Origin of the sequence: Pedobacter terrestris (genome assembly GCF_052343045.1) — a bacterium.
In the GTDB taxonomy this organism is placed as follows: domain Bacteria; phylum Bacteroidota; class Bacteroidia; order Sphingobacteriales; family Sphingobacteriaceae; genus Pedobacter.
Genome location: NZ_CP180264.1, coordinates 2,604,059 through 2,623,842 on the forward strand (window position 1 = coordinate 2,604,059; position 19,784 = coordinate 2,623,842).

A 19,784-nucleotide genomic window follows, 5' to 3' on the forward strand; every position below is an offset into this window, starting at 1 on the left:
TATGCTTAGAGTAGAATCGGTCAGTTATCAGGTAAATAAGCGTTTTCTGCTTCGCGATATTTCTTTTAGCGCCAAAGCTGGAGAAATCATCGCGATTCTGGGTGCAAATGGTGCCGGAAAATCAACACTGATGCGTATCATTTCCGGAGAACGCAAAGCGAGCAGCGGACGGATTATGCTGGATGGAGAAGCACTTGAAAATCATCCGCGCAGGCATCTTGCAACCAGACGTGCAATGTTGCAACAACAAAATACCCTTAATATTGGTTTTACTGTAGAAGAAGTTGTAATGATGGGCCGCTACGGACAATACAAAAACAGACCCGCAGAAAGCGACGAAACAGCGTTAAACGAAACTTTGCAGATTTGTGGCCTCTGGGATTTGAAAGACCGATCCATTTTACAGCTCTCTGGCGGCGAGCAGCAACGTGTACATCTTGCCCGTACACTTGCCCAGGTTTGGAATAGCTCAAATGCATTGCTTTTGTTGGATGAACCACTCAACAATATGGATTTGCAGTTTCAACATCAAACCCTCGCGATTTCTAAAGCGCTGGCAAAAAAAGGCTTTATCATCATTATGGTGCTACATGATGTAAATCTGGCCGCGCAATACGCCAACCGATTAATTATGATGAAAGACGGCAGAAAATGGTGGGACGGTTCTCCGTCCGAAGTTTTAACACCAAAACATATGTACACAGCTTTTTCCGTTCATGCTTTGGTTCATACAGATCCGAGGAGTTTAAAAACCGTTGTCGTTCCGCAAGAAATTGTTTTAGATGCATCGGTATTCAACTCAAACATAAAAGCACAATTGGCTGAAAGTACACCGCCCTCAGGCGAATGCAGCCAAAATGAACATCTTAAAATCCCCTCACCTACCAACAAAAACGAATCTTATGGAAAGACAGCTGAAGTTTAACCAACTTTTACCAAGTACTGATGTGCTCCTGAACCGTGCGGATGTTTTACATCCTACAACAGCAATTTTGCATAAAATAGCCGCGTATTGTAAACAGAATAATCTACTTTTTTTGCCCAAACGATTTCTAATTGCCGAGAAATTATGCATGCAGAAGCGTTACATCACAGCAGAAGACTTATTTCTGGAACTGAAAAAAGACAACTGCCCAATCAGCATCAGCTGTGTATACCTGAATCTTAAAACGCTGGCAAAAGCCAATCTTCTTATTGTGCAAACAGATAAAAACGGATTAACGCATTATCGGATTATACCTTAATTTCACTCGGCAAAATGCCGTAGTATTTTTTAAAGGCATTGGTAAAACTGGCCTGATGTTTAAAACCCACATACATCCCTACTTCATACATATTCTTGCGTTCTTCGATAATCAGCTTTTTCGCCATTTCCATTCTAAGTCGTGTAATGTAATCGTAAATGGTGCTGCCAAAGTACTTTTTAAATCCATTACGGAGTTTAAATTCGTTAAGCAATACCATTTTAGACAGTTGTTTATGCGTAGGTGGATCAATGTATTGTTGCTCCAGTATTTCGCGTGCTTCTTCTAAACGTGGAATATCGCGCTCAATTAAATCATCGCGTTCGTTGTCTGCATGCTGACTAAATTGTTCCAGTTGAAAGAAAATCAGTTCGGTTATACGTGCATCTGTAAATAAACGTTTCAACTCACCTTCTTGCTTACATGCCCTGATGGCTTCTATTGTTCGCCGCATTTCATGCGTTGCATACAAATCCTGCTCGCCAAAAGATGCCGATTTGCCTTTTTGCATTTCCTGCATAAAATGCTCATGCAGCGGCGAATATAAATCGACAAGATTAAAATAATAGTCTTTAGAGAGCACAATCATGAAATATACAAACTCTACATTTGGCCGTACTTCGTAGCTTTCATTTGAAGAGGGAATATAGCGGATATTGTGCCGACTGTGCCCATAACCAAAGTTTCCTTTTTTATTGGCCAGCGGATTTTCTTTACTGAGGATGAACTGACTGGTAATCGCCTCGCCACTTACTTCGGTTAAAATCCGGGTAGTTTCGTCAAATTTCATTTCTGAATACACCAGAAACAATCCGTTGGTTGATAACTGATAGGTGTTAATCCCTATCGGCGCTTCTTTTATTGTTAATATTTTCTCAGACAGGCGATGATCGGGGATGTATTTGTCTGGTATCTCTTCCCTAAAAAGAAAATCTTTATGATGTTCTATTCGCGCACTTACAATCATTTTCCAAGAGGTTTAGATATTTTGGTTATCGGTGAAACCCGATTAGTTTGCGAATATACGTATTATTTATATTCATTCTAAACAAAAATAATCAAAGGAAGGTTAAAAATTGTACATGGCGGCAGATGATTGTCGCTTAGCCTTTTTTATCGGAATGGCCTAGATTTTTATCGGGGCTTACCCAATCGCGGATCAATTGTTTTAACTCCTTTATTTCAGGAAAACGCCCGATTTCTTTCCGGTCAAATACCAGTTTTTCATCAACAGAAATTAGAAAACTCCCGCCAGTTTCACTTGGCTTTAAGGTCACGCCATTCAATTCATCGCTAAATGTCGTCAGTAATTCTTGCGCCATATACGCTGAACGCAGCATCCATCCGCATTTCGGACAATATTCTATGGTTATAGTTGGTTTCATATGGATGGAAAGTTAACCTTTTACAGTTTAACACGCAATACAGCTAAAACAACAAAACCCGGCAATAGATATAGAGTTATCTATCGCCAGGTTTTATCGGACTAATAAATTAATTTACGGAAACATCCATCAATTTTAGCCAGCCTGTAGTTGTGATATTGTTTTTTGCAGAAATATCTAATCCTTTCTGGTTGTTTTTGGTTACATCGACCAATGCAACTGCCCAAGTATAATCGCCGTTGGTTACATTTTGTAAAGCCGGACTAAACTCATAGCTGGTTGGTGCTTCTTTGAGCCATTTGGATAAATCTGTATTGGTATCTACAAAAGTGTATTTGACTTCCAGCGTTGTTTTATCCAGCAAAGCGAAAGCAACTTTATACTTCTGATTCCATTGCGGAAGATTTGTTGGGCAGAAACCAATGCCGAGATTTTTCCAGCGGTGCGCAATTTTAATTGGAACGGTCTTATTTACTGCTGCAGGAAGTGACAACTGATCCGGATATAATCTGTAAGCGCCAAGGGCGATGAATTTATTTACTAAAGAATAAGCATCTCCAAACCAGGATCTGGCCTCTTTTATGTCTCTTAAATCCATTACATTTACCCGCGCATTCATGGCATCGTCATACTCACCTTGCCAAACATCTCCCCAGTTCTGATAACCGCGCGGATCTGCCAGATAACCGTTTCCATTATGCAACCAGCCACCTTCACAAATGATTGGACGATTTGGGAAATTTTGAGACGCCATGTTTCGCTCCCAGTTTGCATAATAGGTAGTCATACCGAAAGCATCTTGCCGCAACATGTAACCTTTATTAAAGGCGCTTACCAATAAAGGTTTACTGTTTGCATCTGGTCCGCCCCAGCCTTGTGTGGTTCCAATAAGGCGGTGATAATTAATGGCTAAAGGCACTTTTGTGAAGTATTGGGTATACAAATCTGTAATCCAATTGAACACTGAAGCACGATTGTTTACATCCAGATACAATACGGTATGCGCTTCTCCCCATTTGCCGAGGCCATAACCATCTACAAAATCGACCACATCCGGATCATTAAATTTTGCGGCAAAAGCTTGGATAAAATTGGCATATTTCTGTTGAAAAATGGGATCATCAGGATATGGCGACCAAACGGTTTTGCTTCCGGTTTGCGTGTAATATCCTTGTGCGCCGGCATCGCGTACAAAAGAGGGCGTAAAATCACGAGGTTTATCTCTGCTATCTACTACAATTCTGAATGCCAGTTTTAATCCGCGGGCCTTTGCTCCGTCGATTAACATTTTAATGGTTGCATTATTGTCCCAGGCATACTGACCTTCTGTAGGCTCAAAATCTGCCCACCCAGAACGGATGTACAAAATGTTGGCATAATCTGCCGCTTTGATTGGATTGGCTAATCCCGGAACGGTAATATTTTCGAGAACGCTCCAAAAATCGGCAGTTACGCCTGCACTGCCATAAAGTGCCCATCCGGTTAAAGGATTCCGCAACATTTTTACAGAATCGGGTTCTACCGTAACAATGGTATTTCCGCTGATGTTTGGATCGGCAGTAGCGGTAATCTGGCCTTTTAACTCAGGTTTGGTTGTTTCCAGCTCAGTTTTTGTACAACCCAAACCCGCACAGGCGAGCAACAGCAAAATGAAGTTTTGTTTTTTCATAGTGACTCATAATTTGATTAGAAATGGTTAGAATTAGTCAAATATATAGCCGGAAGGAATAGATAAATAACTGATAACAAGTTATTTTACTTTGGGAACGGTACCAAACTTTGGGAACGGTACCAAAGCGAATGCACGTAGCACTACATTGTATTTATTAAGCAACTACAGCACAAATTTGCATGTACATACAAGTGATGAATAACAAAACCACGTAAAAAAAGGGCATCCAAATGGATACCCTTTCCCGCTCCCAAACAGGAACTTAGAGCGCCTAAACATCTTTTTGGGCGACGAATTTATTTTCTAGCCTAGAAGCGTAGGCGTAGATTTAATTCGAAACTGCCGTTGCTGTAACTATTAAGCACCGAAGTGTTTGAGGTGTATTGTGCAGTAACCAGATATTTTTTGCGGAAATCCATTCCAACGCCAAAAGTGGCACTTTTTGTACTGTGGTAAATAGTAGAAAGCAAAAGCTGACCAGACATATTTAACTGTGCGCCGGCATCCCACATATTGTCATAACCGTAAACACCTCTGTACGCAACCAATGGTTCAACAGAACTGGCATCTTCACCTCCTTCCAAATTAATTTTATAACTGGCCGCCGTGTAAAAACTGGTTAAATCGGCATAGGTAATGTCGCGTTTAAAAACTTGTTTCAGGTTTGGAATCGAAGCCTGAAGCGTCAAGTTAGATGCGGTATATGCCGCGCCAAAACTGCCATCAAGATACGTTTCCCGATCATTGTAACGGCCAACCAATACATCGCCCTGGTTGCCGATAATATCGCCCTGGTTGATTCTCTGATTTGTAAACCCCATAGAAATACCAAAACTTAAGCGATCGGTTTCACCAAGTGGTAAATGATACGCAAAACTTCCAGCAATATTGGTTTGCCTAATCAAACCAGCCTTATCATTGGAAACATTTAATCCCAGTCCAACTTTTTCAAAACCATGATCGAGGGTTAGACTTTGTGTAATTGGTGCGCCAGGAATATTGTTCCATTGGCTCCGGTATACCATATTTAACCGGGTATCTTGCTGTGCACCTGCAAACGCAGGATTAATTAAATACCGATTGTTAAAATATTGAGCGGTTAATGGATTTAACTGAGCAAAGCATGCCGCAACAGGCAGCATAAACAACAGTAATCCAAAAATTTTATGTTTAATCATTTTATGTCAGATTATAATTTACGGAGCGCGTTGATACGCTCCGGGATTGATTTTTATTTGCCTTCTCTAATAATGGTAATGAATCCTTTTTGTGTGAGCTTACCTGCACCAAAATCAATAATGTAGTAATATGTACCTTCGGCAAGTGGATTACCATTGAGCATACCTGCCCAGGTATTGTCATATCCTTTTTTACTGTACAACATTCTTCCGCTTCTATCAAAAATTTTGACGGTGTTGTTCGGATATAAATCGATATTCTCGATTACCCAGGTATCATTTATTCCATCGCCATTTGGCGTAAGCAAATTGGTAGCTTTAATTTTATAGTCCTCTTCAACCTGTATAGTAATGCTTTTCGTTTCTGTACAACCGTTTGCATTGCTCACCGTAACTGTATAAGTTGTGGTCTGACTTGGGCGAACCGTTAGCTGTGCATTGTTAGAACCGCTGATGATTCCGGAAGCCGAAGCCCATGAATATCGTACGCCGCCTGTTGCAGTTAATACACTTGCATCGCCCCTACTCACCGAAGTACCCAAACTGCTTGAGATTTCTACCACCGGAAGCGCAAATACTGTTAAGGTTGCATTTGTGTAAACAATTGTATAATTATCTGCCGTTGCACCGCTTACCACAATCGGGAAGTTTCCGGCCGCACTGTTGCGTGTGGCCGTTGTTGTCGCTGCCGCTGAGGTGCGAAGTACAGAAACACTCTCGCCATTTACAAAACCAGAATAATTCAAGTTGAACGTAGGATTTGCTTGTCCGTAACAACGGGATTGATTTGTCGCCGCAATGGTTAAGGTTGCTTTATTTACGGTTAATGTTCCATTGTTGAAATTAACGATGTAATTGGCAGCAGTTAATCCCGAAGGAATAATTGTGTAGGTTCCTACATTTTTTGCAGATTGTGCAGTTCCTGAAAAGGCCAAAGTTCCACTAACACTATTTTGGGAATTATCTTCATTGATAAATCCGGAGTATGCGATTCCGTTTTCACCAGTGAAGGCCAAACCATCGTAAATTTTGCTTTGGTTATTTGCCGTGATGGTCAATACTGCTTTACCGATTGTTAAAGAACCATTTACGTAAGTGATCGCGTAATTGGCTGCCGACAAGCCTCCTGGAATAATGGTGTATACACCAACATTTTTTGCCAACTGTGCAGTTCCTGTAAAGGTAACTGTTCCGGTTAAGCTATTCAAGGCATTGTCACCATTTACGAAACCATTGTAAGAAAGTCCGTTTCCGCCGGTAAAGGCAGCACCATCATATGTTTTTGAGGCGTTTTTAGCCGTAACGGTTAACGTTGCCGGTGTAATCGATAATGATCCGTTTGCATACGCAATCGCATAGTTTGTAGAAGTTAATCCGGAAGGAATGATTGTGTATGTTCCAACATTCTTCGCCGATTGTGCAGTTCCGGCGAAAGCGATTGTTCCGCTTAAACTGTTTGAAGCGTTATCGCCTGTAGCAAAACCCGCATAGGTTAATCCGTTTCCGCCGGTGAAAGCAGTTGCATCATAAACTTTAGTGGCATTGTTTGCGGTAACGGTTAGAGCAGCTTTTGTGATCGATAATGATCCGTTTGTGTAGGTAACCGCGTAGTTAGTGGAAACTAATCCTGAAGGAATGATGGTATACGTTCCCACGTTTTTTGCAGATTGTGCAGTTCCAGCAAAAGCGATTGTTCCCGTTAAACTGTTTGAAGCGTTATCGCCTGTAGCAAAACCGTCATAGGTTAATCCGTTTCCGCCGGTGAAAGCAGTTGCATCATAAACTTTAGTGGCATTGTTAGCCGTAACAGTTAACGTTGCTGGCGTAATCGATAAGGATCCGTTTGCATACGCAATCGCATAGTTTGTAGAAACTAATCCTGAAGGAACAATAGTATACGTTCCGACATTCTTTGCCGATTGTGCAGTTCCCGCAAAAGCGATTGTTCCCGTTAAACTGTTTGAAGCGTTATCGCCAGTAGCAAAACCCGCATAGGTTAATCCGTTTTCGCCGGTGAAAGCAGTTGCATCATAAACTTTAGTGGCATTGTTAGCCGTAACGGTTAATGTTGCCGGCGTAATCGTTAAGGATCCGTTTGCATACGCAATCGCATAGTTTGTAGAAGTTAATCCGGAAGGAACGATCGTATACGTTCCCACGTTTTTTGCAGATTGTGCAGTTCCAGCGAAAGCGATTGTTCCGCTTAAACTGTTCGATGCGTTATCGCCAGTAGCAAAACCTTCATAGGTTAATCCGTTTTCGCCGGTGAAAGCAGTTGCATCATAAACTTTAGTGGCGTTTTTAGCCGTAACGGTTAACGTTGCTGGCGTAATCGTTAAGGATCCGTTTGCATACGCAATCGCATAGTTTGTAGAAGTTAATCCGGAAGGAACGATCGTATACGTTCCCACGTTTTTTGCAGATTGTGCAGTTCCAGCGAAAGCGATTGTTCCCGTTAAACTGTTCGATGCGTTATCGCCAGTAGCAAAACCCGCATAGGTTAATCCGTTTCCGCCGGTAAAGGCAGCACCATCATATGTTTTTGAGGCGTTTTTAGCCGTAACGGTTAACGTTGCCGGTGTAATCGATAATGATCCGTTTGCATACGCAATCGCATAGTTTGTAGAAGTTAATCCGGAAGGAATGATTGTGTACGTTCCGACATTCTTTGCCGATTGTGCAGTTCCAGCGAAAGCGATTGTTCCGCTTAAACTGTTCGATGCGTTATCGCCTGTAGCAAAGCCTTCATAGGTTAATCCGTTTCCGCCGGTGAAAGCAGTTGCATCATAAACTTTAGTGGCGTTGTTAGCCGTAACGGTTAGAGCAGCTTTTGTGATCGATAATGATCCGTTTGTGTAGGTAACCGCGTAGTTAGTGGAAACTAATCCTGAAGGAACAATGGTATACGTTCCCACGTTTTTCGCAGATTGTGCAGTTCCAGCGAAAGCGATTGTTCCCGTTAAACTGTTTGAAGCGTTATCGCCTGTAGCAAAACCCGCATAGGTTAATCCGTTTCCGCCGGTGAAAGCAGTTGCATCATAAACTTTAGTGGCGTTGTTAGCCGTAACGGTTAACGTTGCCGGTGTAATCGATAATGATCCCTTTGCATACGCAATCGCATAGTTTGTAGAAACTAATCCTGAAGGAACAATAGTATACGTTCCAACATTCTTTGCCGATTGTGCAGTTCCAGCAAAAGCGATTGTTCCCGTTAAACTGTTTGAAGCGTTATCGCCTGTAGCAAAACCGTCATAGGTTAATCCGTTTCCGCCGGTGAAAGCAGTTGCATCATAAACTTTAGTGGCATTGTTAGCCGTAACGGTTAACGTTGCCGGTGTAATCGATAATGATCCGTTTGCATACGCAATCGCATAGTTTGTAGAAGTTAATCCTGAAGGAACAATGGTATACATTCCCACGTTTTTTGCCGATTGTGCAGTTCCAGCAAAAGCGATTGTTCCCGTTAAACTGTTCGAAGCGTTATCGCCTGAAGCAAAACCCGCATAGGTTAATCCGTTTCCGCCGGTGAAAGCAGTTGCATCATAAACTTTAGTGGCATTGTTAGCCGTAACGGTTAACGCTGCCGGCGTAATCGTTAAGGATCCGTTTGTGTAGGTAACCGCGTAGTTAGTGGAAACTAATCCTGAAGGAATGATGGTATACGTTCCCACGTTTTTCGCAGATTGTGCAGTTCCAGCAAAAGCGATTGTTCCGCTTAAACTGTTCGATGCGTTATCGCCTGTAGCAAAACCCGCATAGGTTAATCCGTTTCCGCCGGTGAATGCAGTTGCATCATAAACTTTAGTGGCATTGTTAGCCGTAACAGTTAACGTTGCTGGCGTAATCGATAAGGATCCGTTTGCATACGCAATCGCATAGTTTGTAGAAACTAATCCTGAAGGAACAATAGTATACGTTCCGACATTCTTTGCCGATTGTGCCGTTCCAGCAAAAGCGATTGTTCCCGTTAAACTGTTTGAAGCGTTATCGCCGCTCGCAAAACCGTCATAGGTTAATCCGTTTCCGCCGGTGAAAGCAGTTGCATCATATGTTTTTGAGGCGTTGTTAGCCGTAACGGTTAACGTTGCCGGCGTAATCGTTAAGGATCCGTTTGTGTAGGTAATCGCGTAGTTAATGGAAACTAATCCTGAAGGAATGATGGTATACGTTCCCACGTTTTTTGCAGATTGTGCAGTTCCGGCGAAAGCGATTGTTCCGCTTAAACTGTTTGAAGCGTTATCGCCTGTAGCAAAACCCGCATAGGTTAATCCGTTTCCGCCGGTGAAAGCAGTTGCATCATAAACTTTAGTGGCATTGTTAGCCGTAACAGTTAACGTTGCTGGCGTAATCGATAAGGATCCGTTTGCATACGCAATCGCATAGTTTGTAGAAGTTAATCCTGAAGGAACAATAGTATATGTTCCGACATTCTTTGCAGATTGTGCAGTTCCAGCGAAAGCGATTGTTCCGCTTAAACTGTTCGATGCGTTATCGCCAGTAGCAAAACCTTCATAGCTTAATCCGTTTCCGCCGGTGAAAGCAGTTGCATCATAAACTTTAATGGCGTTTTTAGCCGTAACGGTTAACGTTGCCGGTGTAATCGATAATGATCCGTTTGCATACGCAATCGCATAGTTTGTAGAAACTAATCCGGAAGGAACAATAGTATACGTTCCAACATTCTTTGCCGATTGTGCAGTTCCCGCAAAAGCGATTGTTCCGCTTAAACTGTTCGATGCGTTATCGCCTGTAGCAAAACCCGCATAGGTTAATCCGTTTCCGCCGGTGAATGCAGTTGCATCATATACTTTAGTGGCGTTGTTAGCTATAACGCTTAGAGCAGCTTTTGTGATCGATAAGGATCCGTTTGTGTAGGTAACCGCGTAGTTAGTGGAAAATAATCCGGAAGGAACAATAGTATACGTTCCGACATTCTTTGCAGATTGTGCAGTTCCAGCGAAAGCGATTGTTCCGCTTAAACTGTTCGAAGCGTTATCGCCTGTAGCAAAACCGTCATAGCTTAATCCGTTTCCGCCGGCGAAAGCAGTTGCATCATAAACTTTAGTGGCGTTGTTAGCCGTAACGGTTAACGTTGCTGGCGTAATCGTTAAGGATCCGTTTGCATACGCAATCGCATAGTTAGTGGAAAATAATCCTGAAGGAACAATTGTATACGTTCCGACATTCTTTGCCGATTGTGCAGTTCCAGCGAAAGCGATTGTTCCGCTTAAACTGTTTGAAGCGTTATCGCCTGTAGCAAAACCTTCATAGCTTAATCCGTTTCCGCCGGTGAAAGCAGTTGCATCATAAACTTTAATGGCGTTTTTAGCCGTAACGGTTAACGTTGCCGGTGTAATCGATAATGATCCGTTTGCATACGCAATCGCATAGTTTGTAGAAACTAATCCGGAAGGAACAATAGTATACGTTCCAACATTCTTTGCCGATTGTGCAGTTCCCGCAAAAGCGATTGTTCCGCTTAAACTGTTCGATGCGTTATCGCCTGTAGCAAAACCCGCATAGGTTAATCCGTTTCCGCCGGTGAATGCAGTTGCATCATATACTTTAGTGGCGTTGTTAGCTATAACGCTTAGAGCAGCTTTTGTGATCGATAAGGATCCGTTTGTGTAGGTAACCGCGTAGTTAGTGGAAAATAATCCGGAAGGAACAATAGTATACGTTCCGACATTTTTCGCAGATTGTGCAGTTCCAGCGAAAGCGATTGTTCCGCTTAAACTGTTCGAAGCGTTATCGCCTGTAGCAAAACCGTCATAGCTTAATCCGTTTCCGCCGGCGAAAGCAGTTGCATCATAAACTTTAGTGGCGTTGTTAGCCGTAACGGTTAACGTTGCTAGCGTAATCGTTAAGGATCCGTTTGCATACGCAATCGCATAGTTAGTGGAAAATAATCCTGAAGGAACAATTGTATACGTTCCGACATTCTTTGCCGATTGTGCAGTTCCAGCAAAAGCGATTGTTCCGCTTAAACTGTTTGAAGCGTTATCGCCTGTAGCAAAACCTTCATAGGTTAATCCGTTTCCGCCGGTGAAAGCAGTTGCATCATAAACTTTAGTGGCATTGTTAGCTGTGATTGTTAACGCTGCTTTATTGACAACTAAACTCCGGGACACATCAGTTGCAGCCAAAAAGCTAGAATTTCCGGCTTGTTTGGCAATGATATTAACCGTACCTGCTTTTAGAATGTGTACAGTATTCCCACTTACCGATGCAATAGTTGGATCGGAACTTTCAAACGTTACCGTTAAGCCAGAAGTTGCCGTTGCTGAAAGTGTAAAATCTGCATCACCATAGCTTCTTGCCGTTAAGGTATTGAAAGTGATTGTTTGCGTATTATTAACGGTAACCGCTGATGCAATATTTGAATAAGTACCCTGTAAATTTACGCTCGTTTTATTCGCTTTTAAACGGTAATAATAGTTTTTACTTGGCGTTAAACCTGTAACATCGAAAGTCATTACATTTCCAACATCCTTATTTTGATAGCCGCTTACGAAGCTCGCGAATACGTTCGATTCGGAGACATCCAGAATATAGTTATTTATAACGCCCGTTTCTGGTGCATCCCAGTTTGCAGTGAAACCGTTCGCGGCAAGATTTGTTGCGTCTTTCGCAATTGGAGCAACTAAAGCATAACTTTCAGTATAATTTGATGCTGTTCCGGTTTTAGTAAAGCCAGTTAACATACTCGAATTGCCTTTAGCCAAATCAACGGTTGCAGTAAGCGCTGTATTGTCGCCATTTGCAACTCCTTCAGAAAAACGGTAGTATGCGGTTAAGCCAGAAGTTGCCGGATCGATCTCGTGATACATATCGGCTTTGATTTGTGCCAACGTACGCTGAACATTCCAAATACGCACTTCATCCAAACTTCCATTAAAGTATCGGCCAGCATTACTCAATGTACCGTTAGCATTCCATTTACCTAAATGTAATGGATTACTTGAATTGGTCATCGCAGAGGGTGTAGTTGTCGTACCAATTAACGTACCGTTCACAAACAAACTTAGAGTAGAATTTGCACCGTTGTGGGTTGCCGCAACATGGTACCACACATTTGTTTTTAAGTTTGTCGTAGGATAATCGACATGCTGATCAAGTCCGCCACCCATCGCAAATACGGCGAGTTTACTTCCATAAATAATCAATTCCAAACCGTTACTGCTGGTGCTTTTACTAATGATTTCCTGATCGCTGACCAGGTTATTGAATTTCACCCAGGTTTCTATGGTTTTCATGGTTCTGGCATCAAACGTAGTAGAAGAACCAATTTCTACAAAATCGCCATTTCCATCAAAAGTTAAGGCATTTCCGGGTGGCGCAGTTGTAACGGTTAGTGTAGAAGTTGTAGTACCTGAGGTATAATATCCGGAAGCAGCTTGTGTGGCGGTAATGGTTGTACTGCCTGGCCCGGTTACGGTTACTGTATTCCCAAAAATTGTGGCAACTGCCGGATTACTGCTGGTGTAGCTGAATGCGCCGTTGCTATTGCTGCTTGGTGCAGTTAATGTAAATGTAGTTGTACCGATTGGCTTATTGATATTGGCAAAAGTGCCAATAGTTGGGGCACCAGTAACGGTAATATTAAAATTCTGATCTGCACTTGTTGTGCTGTTTGCAGCGCGAAGAACAACATTATGCAAACCAATATTGCTTTGAGTGGGTGTACCCGCAAGTGTTGCCGACGACACTGAAACTCCGGAGACAAAGGCATTTCGGTAATCACTGAAATAAACTGCACCAGATGGAGTAGTCAATACGCCATAAGACTGTAAGCTACTTAAGCTTGTTGAATTGATCAAGTTTGGACTGTATTTAAGAATACCACCACTAAGTTGTGAAGTGTAAGCATTCCCAGATGCATCAAACTTGATGTCGACAACATTTATAATTCCACTTATTGCCGTAGTTACACTGGTTCCATCAAACTTTAAAACTGATGACGTAGAGCGTTGCGCGAAGTACAAATTTCCAGATGGATCAAAACCCAAGCCCCAAATGGAAAGTGCCGGCTGCCCCGTAACGTAATCTGTTGCGGTAAGAGATGTTAAGTTAAATTTAATGATTTTTCCGGCACTGTAATTTCCAATGTACAGGTCATTATCCTTAATTGTTAACCCTATTCCGGCAGCACCAAGACTGTACACAATTGTTGATCCCAGGCTCGGGTTAGTGAGTGACATCCGATATACAGTTCCTGTATTGTATATTAAATAATAAAGATAATTCGCATCAACTGCAATCGAATACACTGTTCCAATTGCTCGCGTTCCAAAAATACTAATGGTACCATTTGGAGAAATTTTTGAAATAGTTGTATTTGTAAGAGAGGCAGAATATAAATTTCCGCTTGCATCCATCGCCAGACCAGTTGGACTTATATTTACCGGATAAGAAGCTGCGCTTCCTGCCGAGGATGAAAAAGTGAGCCACGCTGGTAGTGTTGGCGCAGTATATGTTAACTGACTATTATTCGGATCTGTCGCTGTAACTGAATAACTGTAATTTGAACCAACTGAGACCGATGTTACGGGTGTTGATGTAAAGGTTGGCTGCTGTGCAACAACTATAGAAGTTGTAAAGAGCAGTAAAAGTGCGAGCAGCGACTGCTTCCACTTTTGGCCGGTTTTTTCAAAATGATAATTTTTGTAGAGTTTTACCATAAATAAAACATTAGATATTGGGATGAACAATTTGCAAACATTCCGTTGTAGAATATCGCTGTAAAGTTCTGCCAATAATCTGATGTAATGGCTCATACAGTAGACTGTATTTGTACCGATTTAGTAAATCAGTACATCAAAAACTACGCTGCGGAGGCTTTTAAACCCGAAAGATAACTGGAAGGCGAAAGACCTTTCACTTTTTTAAAAGCGGTAAAAAATGTATTTCTCGACGTAAAACCAGCATCATTTGCAATCGCTTCCAATGTAAACTGACGCCAATCGCCCTGATCCAACCGAGCTAGAATATAATCAATTCTTAACGTATTGATGTAAGAATTAAAATTTTGCTTAAAGTGGCTGTTAAACAATTCGGAGAGTTTGTGATTTGGAATTTCGAGCACCGAAGACAATTCGCTAAGTGTAAGCCCGCTTCGCCTGAAAATCTCCGTTTCAAACATACAACTTTCTACTTGCTCTATTAAACGGCTGTCAATCATTTTGACCTCACTCGCTTCTTCTCCGGGCGCTGCAATTTCATCCGCCACTGCGTAAGTTTCTACCAAAATCGATTGTTTTTCTTGCGCAGCTACCGGAATAAAGCCGTAAAGAAATTCTGGATTGATAAAGAACAGCGTACTTAATCCCAGAAAGCAAAAACAAAGAAAAATAATGAATTTACTGGAGGTGAGTATTGGTCCGGCTTCATCAATATTATGCAATATAACAGTGTTTATCAGCAATAAGCCCAGAAATATCAATGCGCAAATACCGGTAAACAAATACACCCAACCTAATTTCTTTTTACCTCTTTTAGAAACCATTAGCGTAAACCTGAACTGTAAAAAGGTGTAAAACAATGCACTGATTGGAAATGCAAACCAATGCCATGCCCCAACAATATATGTGCTGTCGGCAAATGCAAACCGAACATCAGCAACTGCTTTGGCCACCACTTCAGATTGCGCACTTAAACTCAAAAAGGTATAAGGTAAAATTGATGCAACTGCAGGAAGTGCGATTAAGAAATGAAGATAATCCAACTTACGCGGCCTTTCAAATCGGATATCTAAAGCCCCCCTTATGTATAAATAGAAACAAGGCGCAACACAATAATATAGCGGCAAACCCTTATTGAATAATATAGGGTAATGCTGGATTTGCTTGCTCACCGTTAACAGGTAAACCAAAGCATACCAGACAATTCCAAAAATGCCAATGCATAGCAGGGTATTTAGAATGGCTTTTTTACGGCCATAAATAACAAGTTTAACAATCGCCAGGCACAATATAAATATTGCACCTACTACTGTAAGAAATATGGGATTCAACTTCTAGTGGTTTGTTTGCAGTTGTAAAAATAGAGATAACATTTCATGTGTAACGAATAATATTACAAAATACACTAATTACATTGCAAAAAATTTGATTTACAAAGACTTAGATCAAAAATATGGATTTACAATACTACTCCATCAAAAATAGGCCAGTGTTTATTTTCAGGTTATTTATTGGCCACAATTACGCATAATATATTATTCATAAAATCTTCATCTGCCTGCAGTAGTTTTGTTTTCAGAGAGCGTTAATTTAGATGAGGGGATCGGGTTTTAGGACCTGTCCCCTTTTTTATTGGTCATCAGTTCATTGGTTGATTTGTTTACCAGTTTGTATGTCTAAGGACGGATACATTTGTCATGTTTTTCAATGCCACATCTTAATGGTATTTCAAGCCCACTTACTCTTGCATGGTACAATTGTTTCAAATCCAGATATCAAATAGCACATCTGGCTCAATCTCGAATAATTCAAAACGATCTTTCATGCTTCCCGTTACTAGGAAAACATGAAAACGATAATATGAAAAAGTTAGAGCAAAACATCGCGGTGGTTACCGGTGCAAGCAGAGGAATTGGACAAGGTATAGCACTTAGCTTAGCTAAAGAAGGTGCTAAACTGGCCTTGGCCGATGTAAGTTTAGAAGCCCTTGAAGAAACTAAAAAACTAATTGAGGCTGAAGGCGTAGAAGTAAAAACCTATGAAATTGATGTGAAAGATGAAGATAAAGTTTCTGATACCTTCAAAAAAATTGCAGCAGATTTTGGAACAATTGATATCGCTGTAAATAATGCAGGCGTAATTGGCATTCATAAAACGGTTGAGATGACCGCAAACGATTGGGATAAAATTATGGATGTGAATGCACGTGGCGTTTTCTTGTGCGCAAAAGCTGAACTGGAAATTATGCTTCCTAAAAAATCTGGAAAAATCATTAACGTAGCCTCTATTGCCGGCAAAAAAGGAATGGAATTGCTGTCTGCTTATTGTGCATCAAAATTTGCTGTTGTAGGTTTTACCAACGCACTTGCATTAGAAGTAGCCAGTACTGGCATTACCGTAAATGCTTTATGTCCGGGTATTGTAGGTACAGGAATGTGGCGTGGCGAAAACGGACTGGCGAAAGCCTATGCCAATGAGGGCGAAACCGAAGAGGCTTCGTGGGAACGTCAACAAAAAGCTTTATTGCCACAAGGCGAAGCACAAACACCAGAAGATATGGGGCAACTTGCTGTATTTTTGGCTACTGCGCCACATGTAACCGGGCAAGCCATTTCTGTAGATGGTGGTTTCGGGATGTAATCGAATCGGTATCTTCATACAAAAGCCAGATGCATTTTTGTACACATCTGGCTTTTTTTATGAAACGACTTAACTTAAAATTACTTGGTACTTTTTAACGCCCAATAAATTAACACTGGCTGAAAAAACAAACGTGCAAATCTTTTCTGATCGGTATTTAAGCCGAATGCACTTCTCTTGTGTGTATATTGCGCAATGTTTCCGGGAAAAACCGCAGTAAAAAGAGTAGCCGCTAACATACCGACTTCTTTCCTATATTTTTTTGGCGAGAAAATTAAAGCCGCGCCCAAAGCGATTTCTACAAAACCCGATGAAACCACGGTGTCGTCTTTTTTCAGCGGAACCCAATTGGGCACTTGTGCCCGAAAAGCTTTTCTGGCAAAACTAAGGTGGCCTGTTCCGGCAAAAACCAATGCGCTTCCAAGTGCTACCCGCGATATATTTTTCAATGTTTTATCTGTCATGATGATCATTCTTTCTAGCAGAACACCAGGATCTGTACTTTGGTTTTTTGGCGGTTAGAAGAACCATCAAGATGAATTAATTGCCTATTGAAATTGGTATCTTAACCAGATTATATCGTTTTCAACTTGCTTAATTGATTTGAGTTTAGCGTGTTTTGCCATATTCTTGTTCAGGTGTTCCGAAACTTCAAATAAGCTTGGTGATTTTGGTGTTCCATCGGCAATGGGCAACAAAAGTAAACTCAGCTCATCAATTAAACCAGCGTTCATTAAAGAACCATTCAGGTGACCGCCGCCTTCTAACATCATCGTTTCGATAGGAAAGAATAAAGTAAGTTGTCCTAAAACAACAGCAAAATCAAGCGTATCTTCCCCGCCAAAAATGTAAGAAATTTTCAATTGCTGAAGATAGTGGAGATAGTCATCGCTTACATTTTCGGTCAGAACCTCGATAATATGGTCGCCGCCGGTTTCGTTACTTTCCCATTCCAGTTTGCCATGTGCATCTACCGCAATTGCGAAAGATTTCGCTTCTGCATTGCCAATAAAAGCTTCTCGAGTAATCGAGATTGGTGCCTTATCCAATGTCGAAATCAAACCTTTAGCGAAATCTCTTTCCATGGTTATCCTTCCACACATCCAAGCCTGATTTTCAAAGGTGTTGTGGTATTTTTCAAATGCGCCACCGTAGATTGCCTGCAAATTTTCGCCCCAGTTTGAGGTAAGTATTTTACCATCTAATGTGGTCATCATGTGGCAAATTACATAAGGTTTTTTCATGTTTTTAAGTGTATTGATAACAAAAAACAAACAGCCTTCCGGTTAAAAAAGCTGTTTGTTTAAATCACAATAATCCTGTTTAAGCGCGATATTGCTCTTCCGTGACAGGTTCGAGCCAATTTACAGCACCTTTTTCTGTATTGATGTTAATGGCGATATGAATCATCTGTTGTTCTGGCGATGCGCCGTGCCAATGTTTAATTCCGGGCAAAATATTGATAACCGAACCAACCGGAAATTGCTTAACCTCCTGCCCTTCTTCCTGGTAAAGACAAATTCCTTCTTTAACAATCAGAATTTGGTTACTTGGATGCGTATGCCAGTTGTTGCGCGTACCGGGTTCAAATAAAACATCGCTCACCATACAATTGGTAATTTCATCTGGCGTAACAAAACTTTTTAACCAGGCTTTTCCGGTAAAATAATTTACAGGTGCGGGTTTGTAGCCTTGTGCCTCAAAATCTTTCTGATGTTCCATAATGCAGTTTAATTTAATGCTTTTAAAGAGGCCATATCAATAACGAAACGATATTTAACATCGCCTTTTAACAGGCGCTCATACGCTTCATTAATTTGATCAATATTAATCATTTCAATATCGGCAGTGATATTATGTTTGCCGCAAAAATCAAGCATTTCTTGGGTTTCTGCAATTCCGCCAATAGCAGAACCAGCAAAGCTTTTCCGGCCGGGGATTAAGCTAAAAGCAGCAACAGGAAGTGGATGTTCTGGTGCGCCAACCATAGCCAAAGTTCCATCAACTTTAAGCAAGCTCAGGTAGGCATTAATATCGTGCGCAGCAGAAACGCAATCTAAGATAAAATGTAAGGTACTGGCATTTTCTTTCATTTGTTTTTCATCAGACGAAAGGATAATTTCATCGGCACCAAGGCGTTTTGCATCTTCAATTTTGCTTTCAGATGTTGTGATTACCACCACATGTGCGCCCATTGCTTTTGCAATTTTTACGCCCATGTGGCCTAAACCACCGATACCTACAATACCTACTTTTTTACCCGGACCAACATTCCAGTGGCGCAAAGGAGAATATGTAGTAATACCCGCACAAAGCAATGGCGCTGTTGCTGCAAGGTCTAAATTCTCTGGAACATGCAAAGCGTAACTTTCATCTACCACAATACTTTCAGAATAACCGCCATAAGTTTGTGTACTTAAATGTTTATCGGGCGAATTGTACGTTTGGATATTGCCTTCTGCGCAATATTGTTCTAAGCCTTCTTTGCAATATTCACACTCGCGACAAGAATCTACCAAACATCCTACTGCGGCAAGATCACCAACTTTAAATTTCGAAGATTGATCGCCAACTTTTACCACCCGGCCAACAATTTCATGTCCGGGTACAACAGGATAAATTGTTCCGTGCCATTCATTTCTGGCGGTGTGTAAATCGGAATGGCAAACGCCACAATATAAAATTTCGATTTCAACATCCGTAGGCGTTACTTCACGGCGCTGAATATCCATCTTTTTTAAAGGTGCTTCGGCAGCGGTTGCACCAAAAGCTCTTGCATTTGTTGTCATACTTGTTTCTGTTTAATGAGTTTACCGTTAACGGATTTAAAGTGTTGTTAAGCTTACTAGTAAACGGGCAGACCGCCGGAAGGTTTCGTCGTTTACTGAAATACAGATTTGTTTTTTTTCGATCGGCTTTGCTGCATCTTTAATTCCTTAACCAATACAAAGGTTGTTATTGTGGCTCTGGCAAGGTTAACGACA

The 19,784-nt window shown here is 41.3% G+C and carries 13 protein-coding genes; 3 read left to right on the plus strand and 10 right to left on the minus strand.

Features of this window, described 5'->3' with window-relative positions; translation table 11 throughout:
• The first annotated feature begins 1 nt into the window (after position 1).
• Positions 2-925 carry a heme ABC transporter ATP-binding protein gene (locus tag ACJVDH_RS11095; RefSeq protein WP_443943468.1) on the plus strand — a complete coding sequence of 308 codons (924 nt, stop codon included), beginning with the start codon at positions 2-4 and terminating at the stop codon, positions 923-925.
• Positions 903-1,244: a transcriptional repressor gene (locus ACJVDH_RS11100; RefSeq protein ID WP_443943469.1), complete on the plus strand. Its 342-nt coding sequence runs from the start codon at positions 903-905 to the stop codon at positions 1,242-1,244. Before ACJVDH_RS11095 ends, ACJVDH_RS11100 begins: the two co-directional genes overlap by 23 nt.
• Here ACJVDH_RS11100 and ACJVDH_RS11105 read toward each other — a convergent pair.
• The 6 genes from ACJVDH_RS11105 to ACJVDH_RS11130 form a co-directional block, all read right to left on the minus strand.
• The gene (locus tag ACJVDH_RS11105; RefSeq protein ID WP_443943470.1) at positions 1,234-2,211 is read right to left on the minus strand and encodes a helix-turn-helix transcriptional regulator; all 978 of its coding nucleotides are present in this window, start codon (positions 2,209-2,211) and stop codon (positions 1,234-1,236) included. The genes ACJVDH_RS11100 and ACJVDH_RS11105 overlap by 11 nt on opposite strands.
• Positions 2,212-2,347: 136 nt before the next feature.
• A complete protein-coding gene (locus ACJVDH_RS11110; RefSeq protein WP_443943471.1) occupies positions 2,348-2,629 on the minus strand; it encodes a SelT/SelW/SelH family protein in 282 nt (93 codons plus the stop codon).
• Between the two features lie 109 nt (positions 2,630-2,738).
• Complete coding sequence (locus tag ACJVDH_RS11115; RefSeq protein WP_443943472.1) at positions 2,739-4,298, minus strand: DUF4832 domain-containing protein; 1,560 nt, start codon at positions 4,296-4,298, stop codon at positions 2,739-2,741.
• A 311-nt stretch (positions 4,299-4,609) separates the two neighbouring features.
• On the minus strand, positions 4,610-5,479 hold the full coding sequence (locus ACJVDH_RS11120) for a PorP/SprF family type IX secretion system membrane protein (protein ID WP_443943473.1): 870 nt from the start codon (positions 5,477-5,479) through the stop codon (positions 4,610-4,612).
• Between the two features lie 53 nt (positions 5,480-5,532).
• Positions 5,533-14,256, minus strand: coding sequence for an MBG domain-containing protein (locus ACJVDH_RS11125; RefSeq protein WP_443943474.1), 8,724 nt, complete (start codon positions 14,254-14,256; stop codon positions 5,533-5,535).
• A gap of 47 nt (positions 14,257-14,303) precedes the next feature.
• The gene (locus ACJVDH_RS11130; protein ID WP_443943475.1) at positions 14,304-15,491 is read right to left on the minus strand and encodes a helix-turn-helix domain-containing protein; all 1,188 of its coding nucleotides are present in this window, start codon (positions 15,489-15,491) and stop codon (positions 14,304-14,306) included.
• 529 nt (positions 15,492-16,020) lie between these two features.
• Here ACJVDH_RS11130 and ACJVDH_RS11135 point away from each other — a divergent pair.
• The gene (locus tag ACJVDH_RS11135; RefSeq protein ID WP_443943476.1) at positions 16,021-16,800 is read left to right on the plus strand and encodes an SDR family NAD(P)-dependent oxidoreductase; all 780 of its coding nucleotides are present in this window, start codon (positions 16,021-16,023) and stop codon (positions 16,798-16,800) included.
• A gap of 80 nt (positions 16,801-16,880) precedes the next feature.
• Here ACJVDH_RS11135 and ACJVDH_RS11140 read toward each other — a convergent pair whose 3' ends face one another.
• From ACJVDH_RS11140 to ACJVDH_RS11155, 4 genes are all read right to left on the minus strand, one after another.
• Positions 16,881-17,264: a DoxX family protein gene (locus ACJVDH_RS11140; RefSeq protein ID WP_443943477.1), complete on the minus strand. Its 384-nt coding sequence runs from the start codon at positions 17,262-17,264 to the stop codon at positions 16,881-16,883.
• A gap of 84 nt (positions 17,265-17,348) precedes the next feature.
• Complete coding sequence (locus ACJVDH_RS11145; protein ID WP_443943478.1) at positions 17,349-18,044, minus strand: dihydrofolate reductase family protein; 696 nt, start codon at positions 18,042-18,044, stop codon at positions 17,349-17,351.
• Positions 18,045-18,123: 79 nt separating this feature from the next.
• On the minus strand, positions 18,124-18,522 hold the full coding sequence (locus ACJVDH_RS11150) for a cupin domain-containing protein (RefSeq protein ID WP_443943479.1): 399 nt from the start codon (positions 18,520-18,522) through the stop codon (positions 18,124-18,126).
• A gap of 8 nt (positions 18,523-18,530) precedes the next feature.
• Positions 18,531-19,589 carry an NAD(P)-dependent alcohol dehydrogenase gene (locus tag ACJVDH_RS11155; protein WP_443943480.1) on the minus strand — a complete coding sequence of 353 codons (1,059 nt, stop codon included), beginning with the start codon at positions 19,587-19,589 and terminating at the stop codon, positions 18,531-18,533.
• Positions 19,590-19,784: the final 195 nt, after the last annotated feature.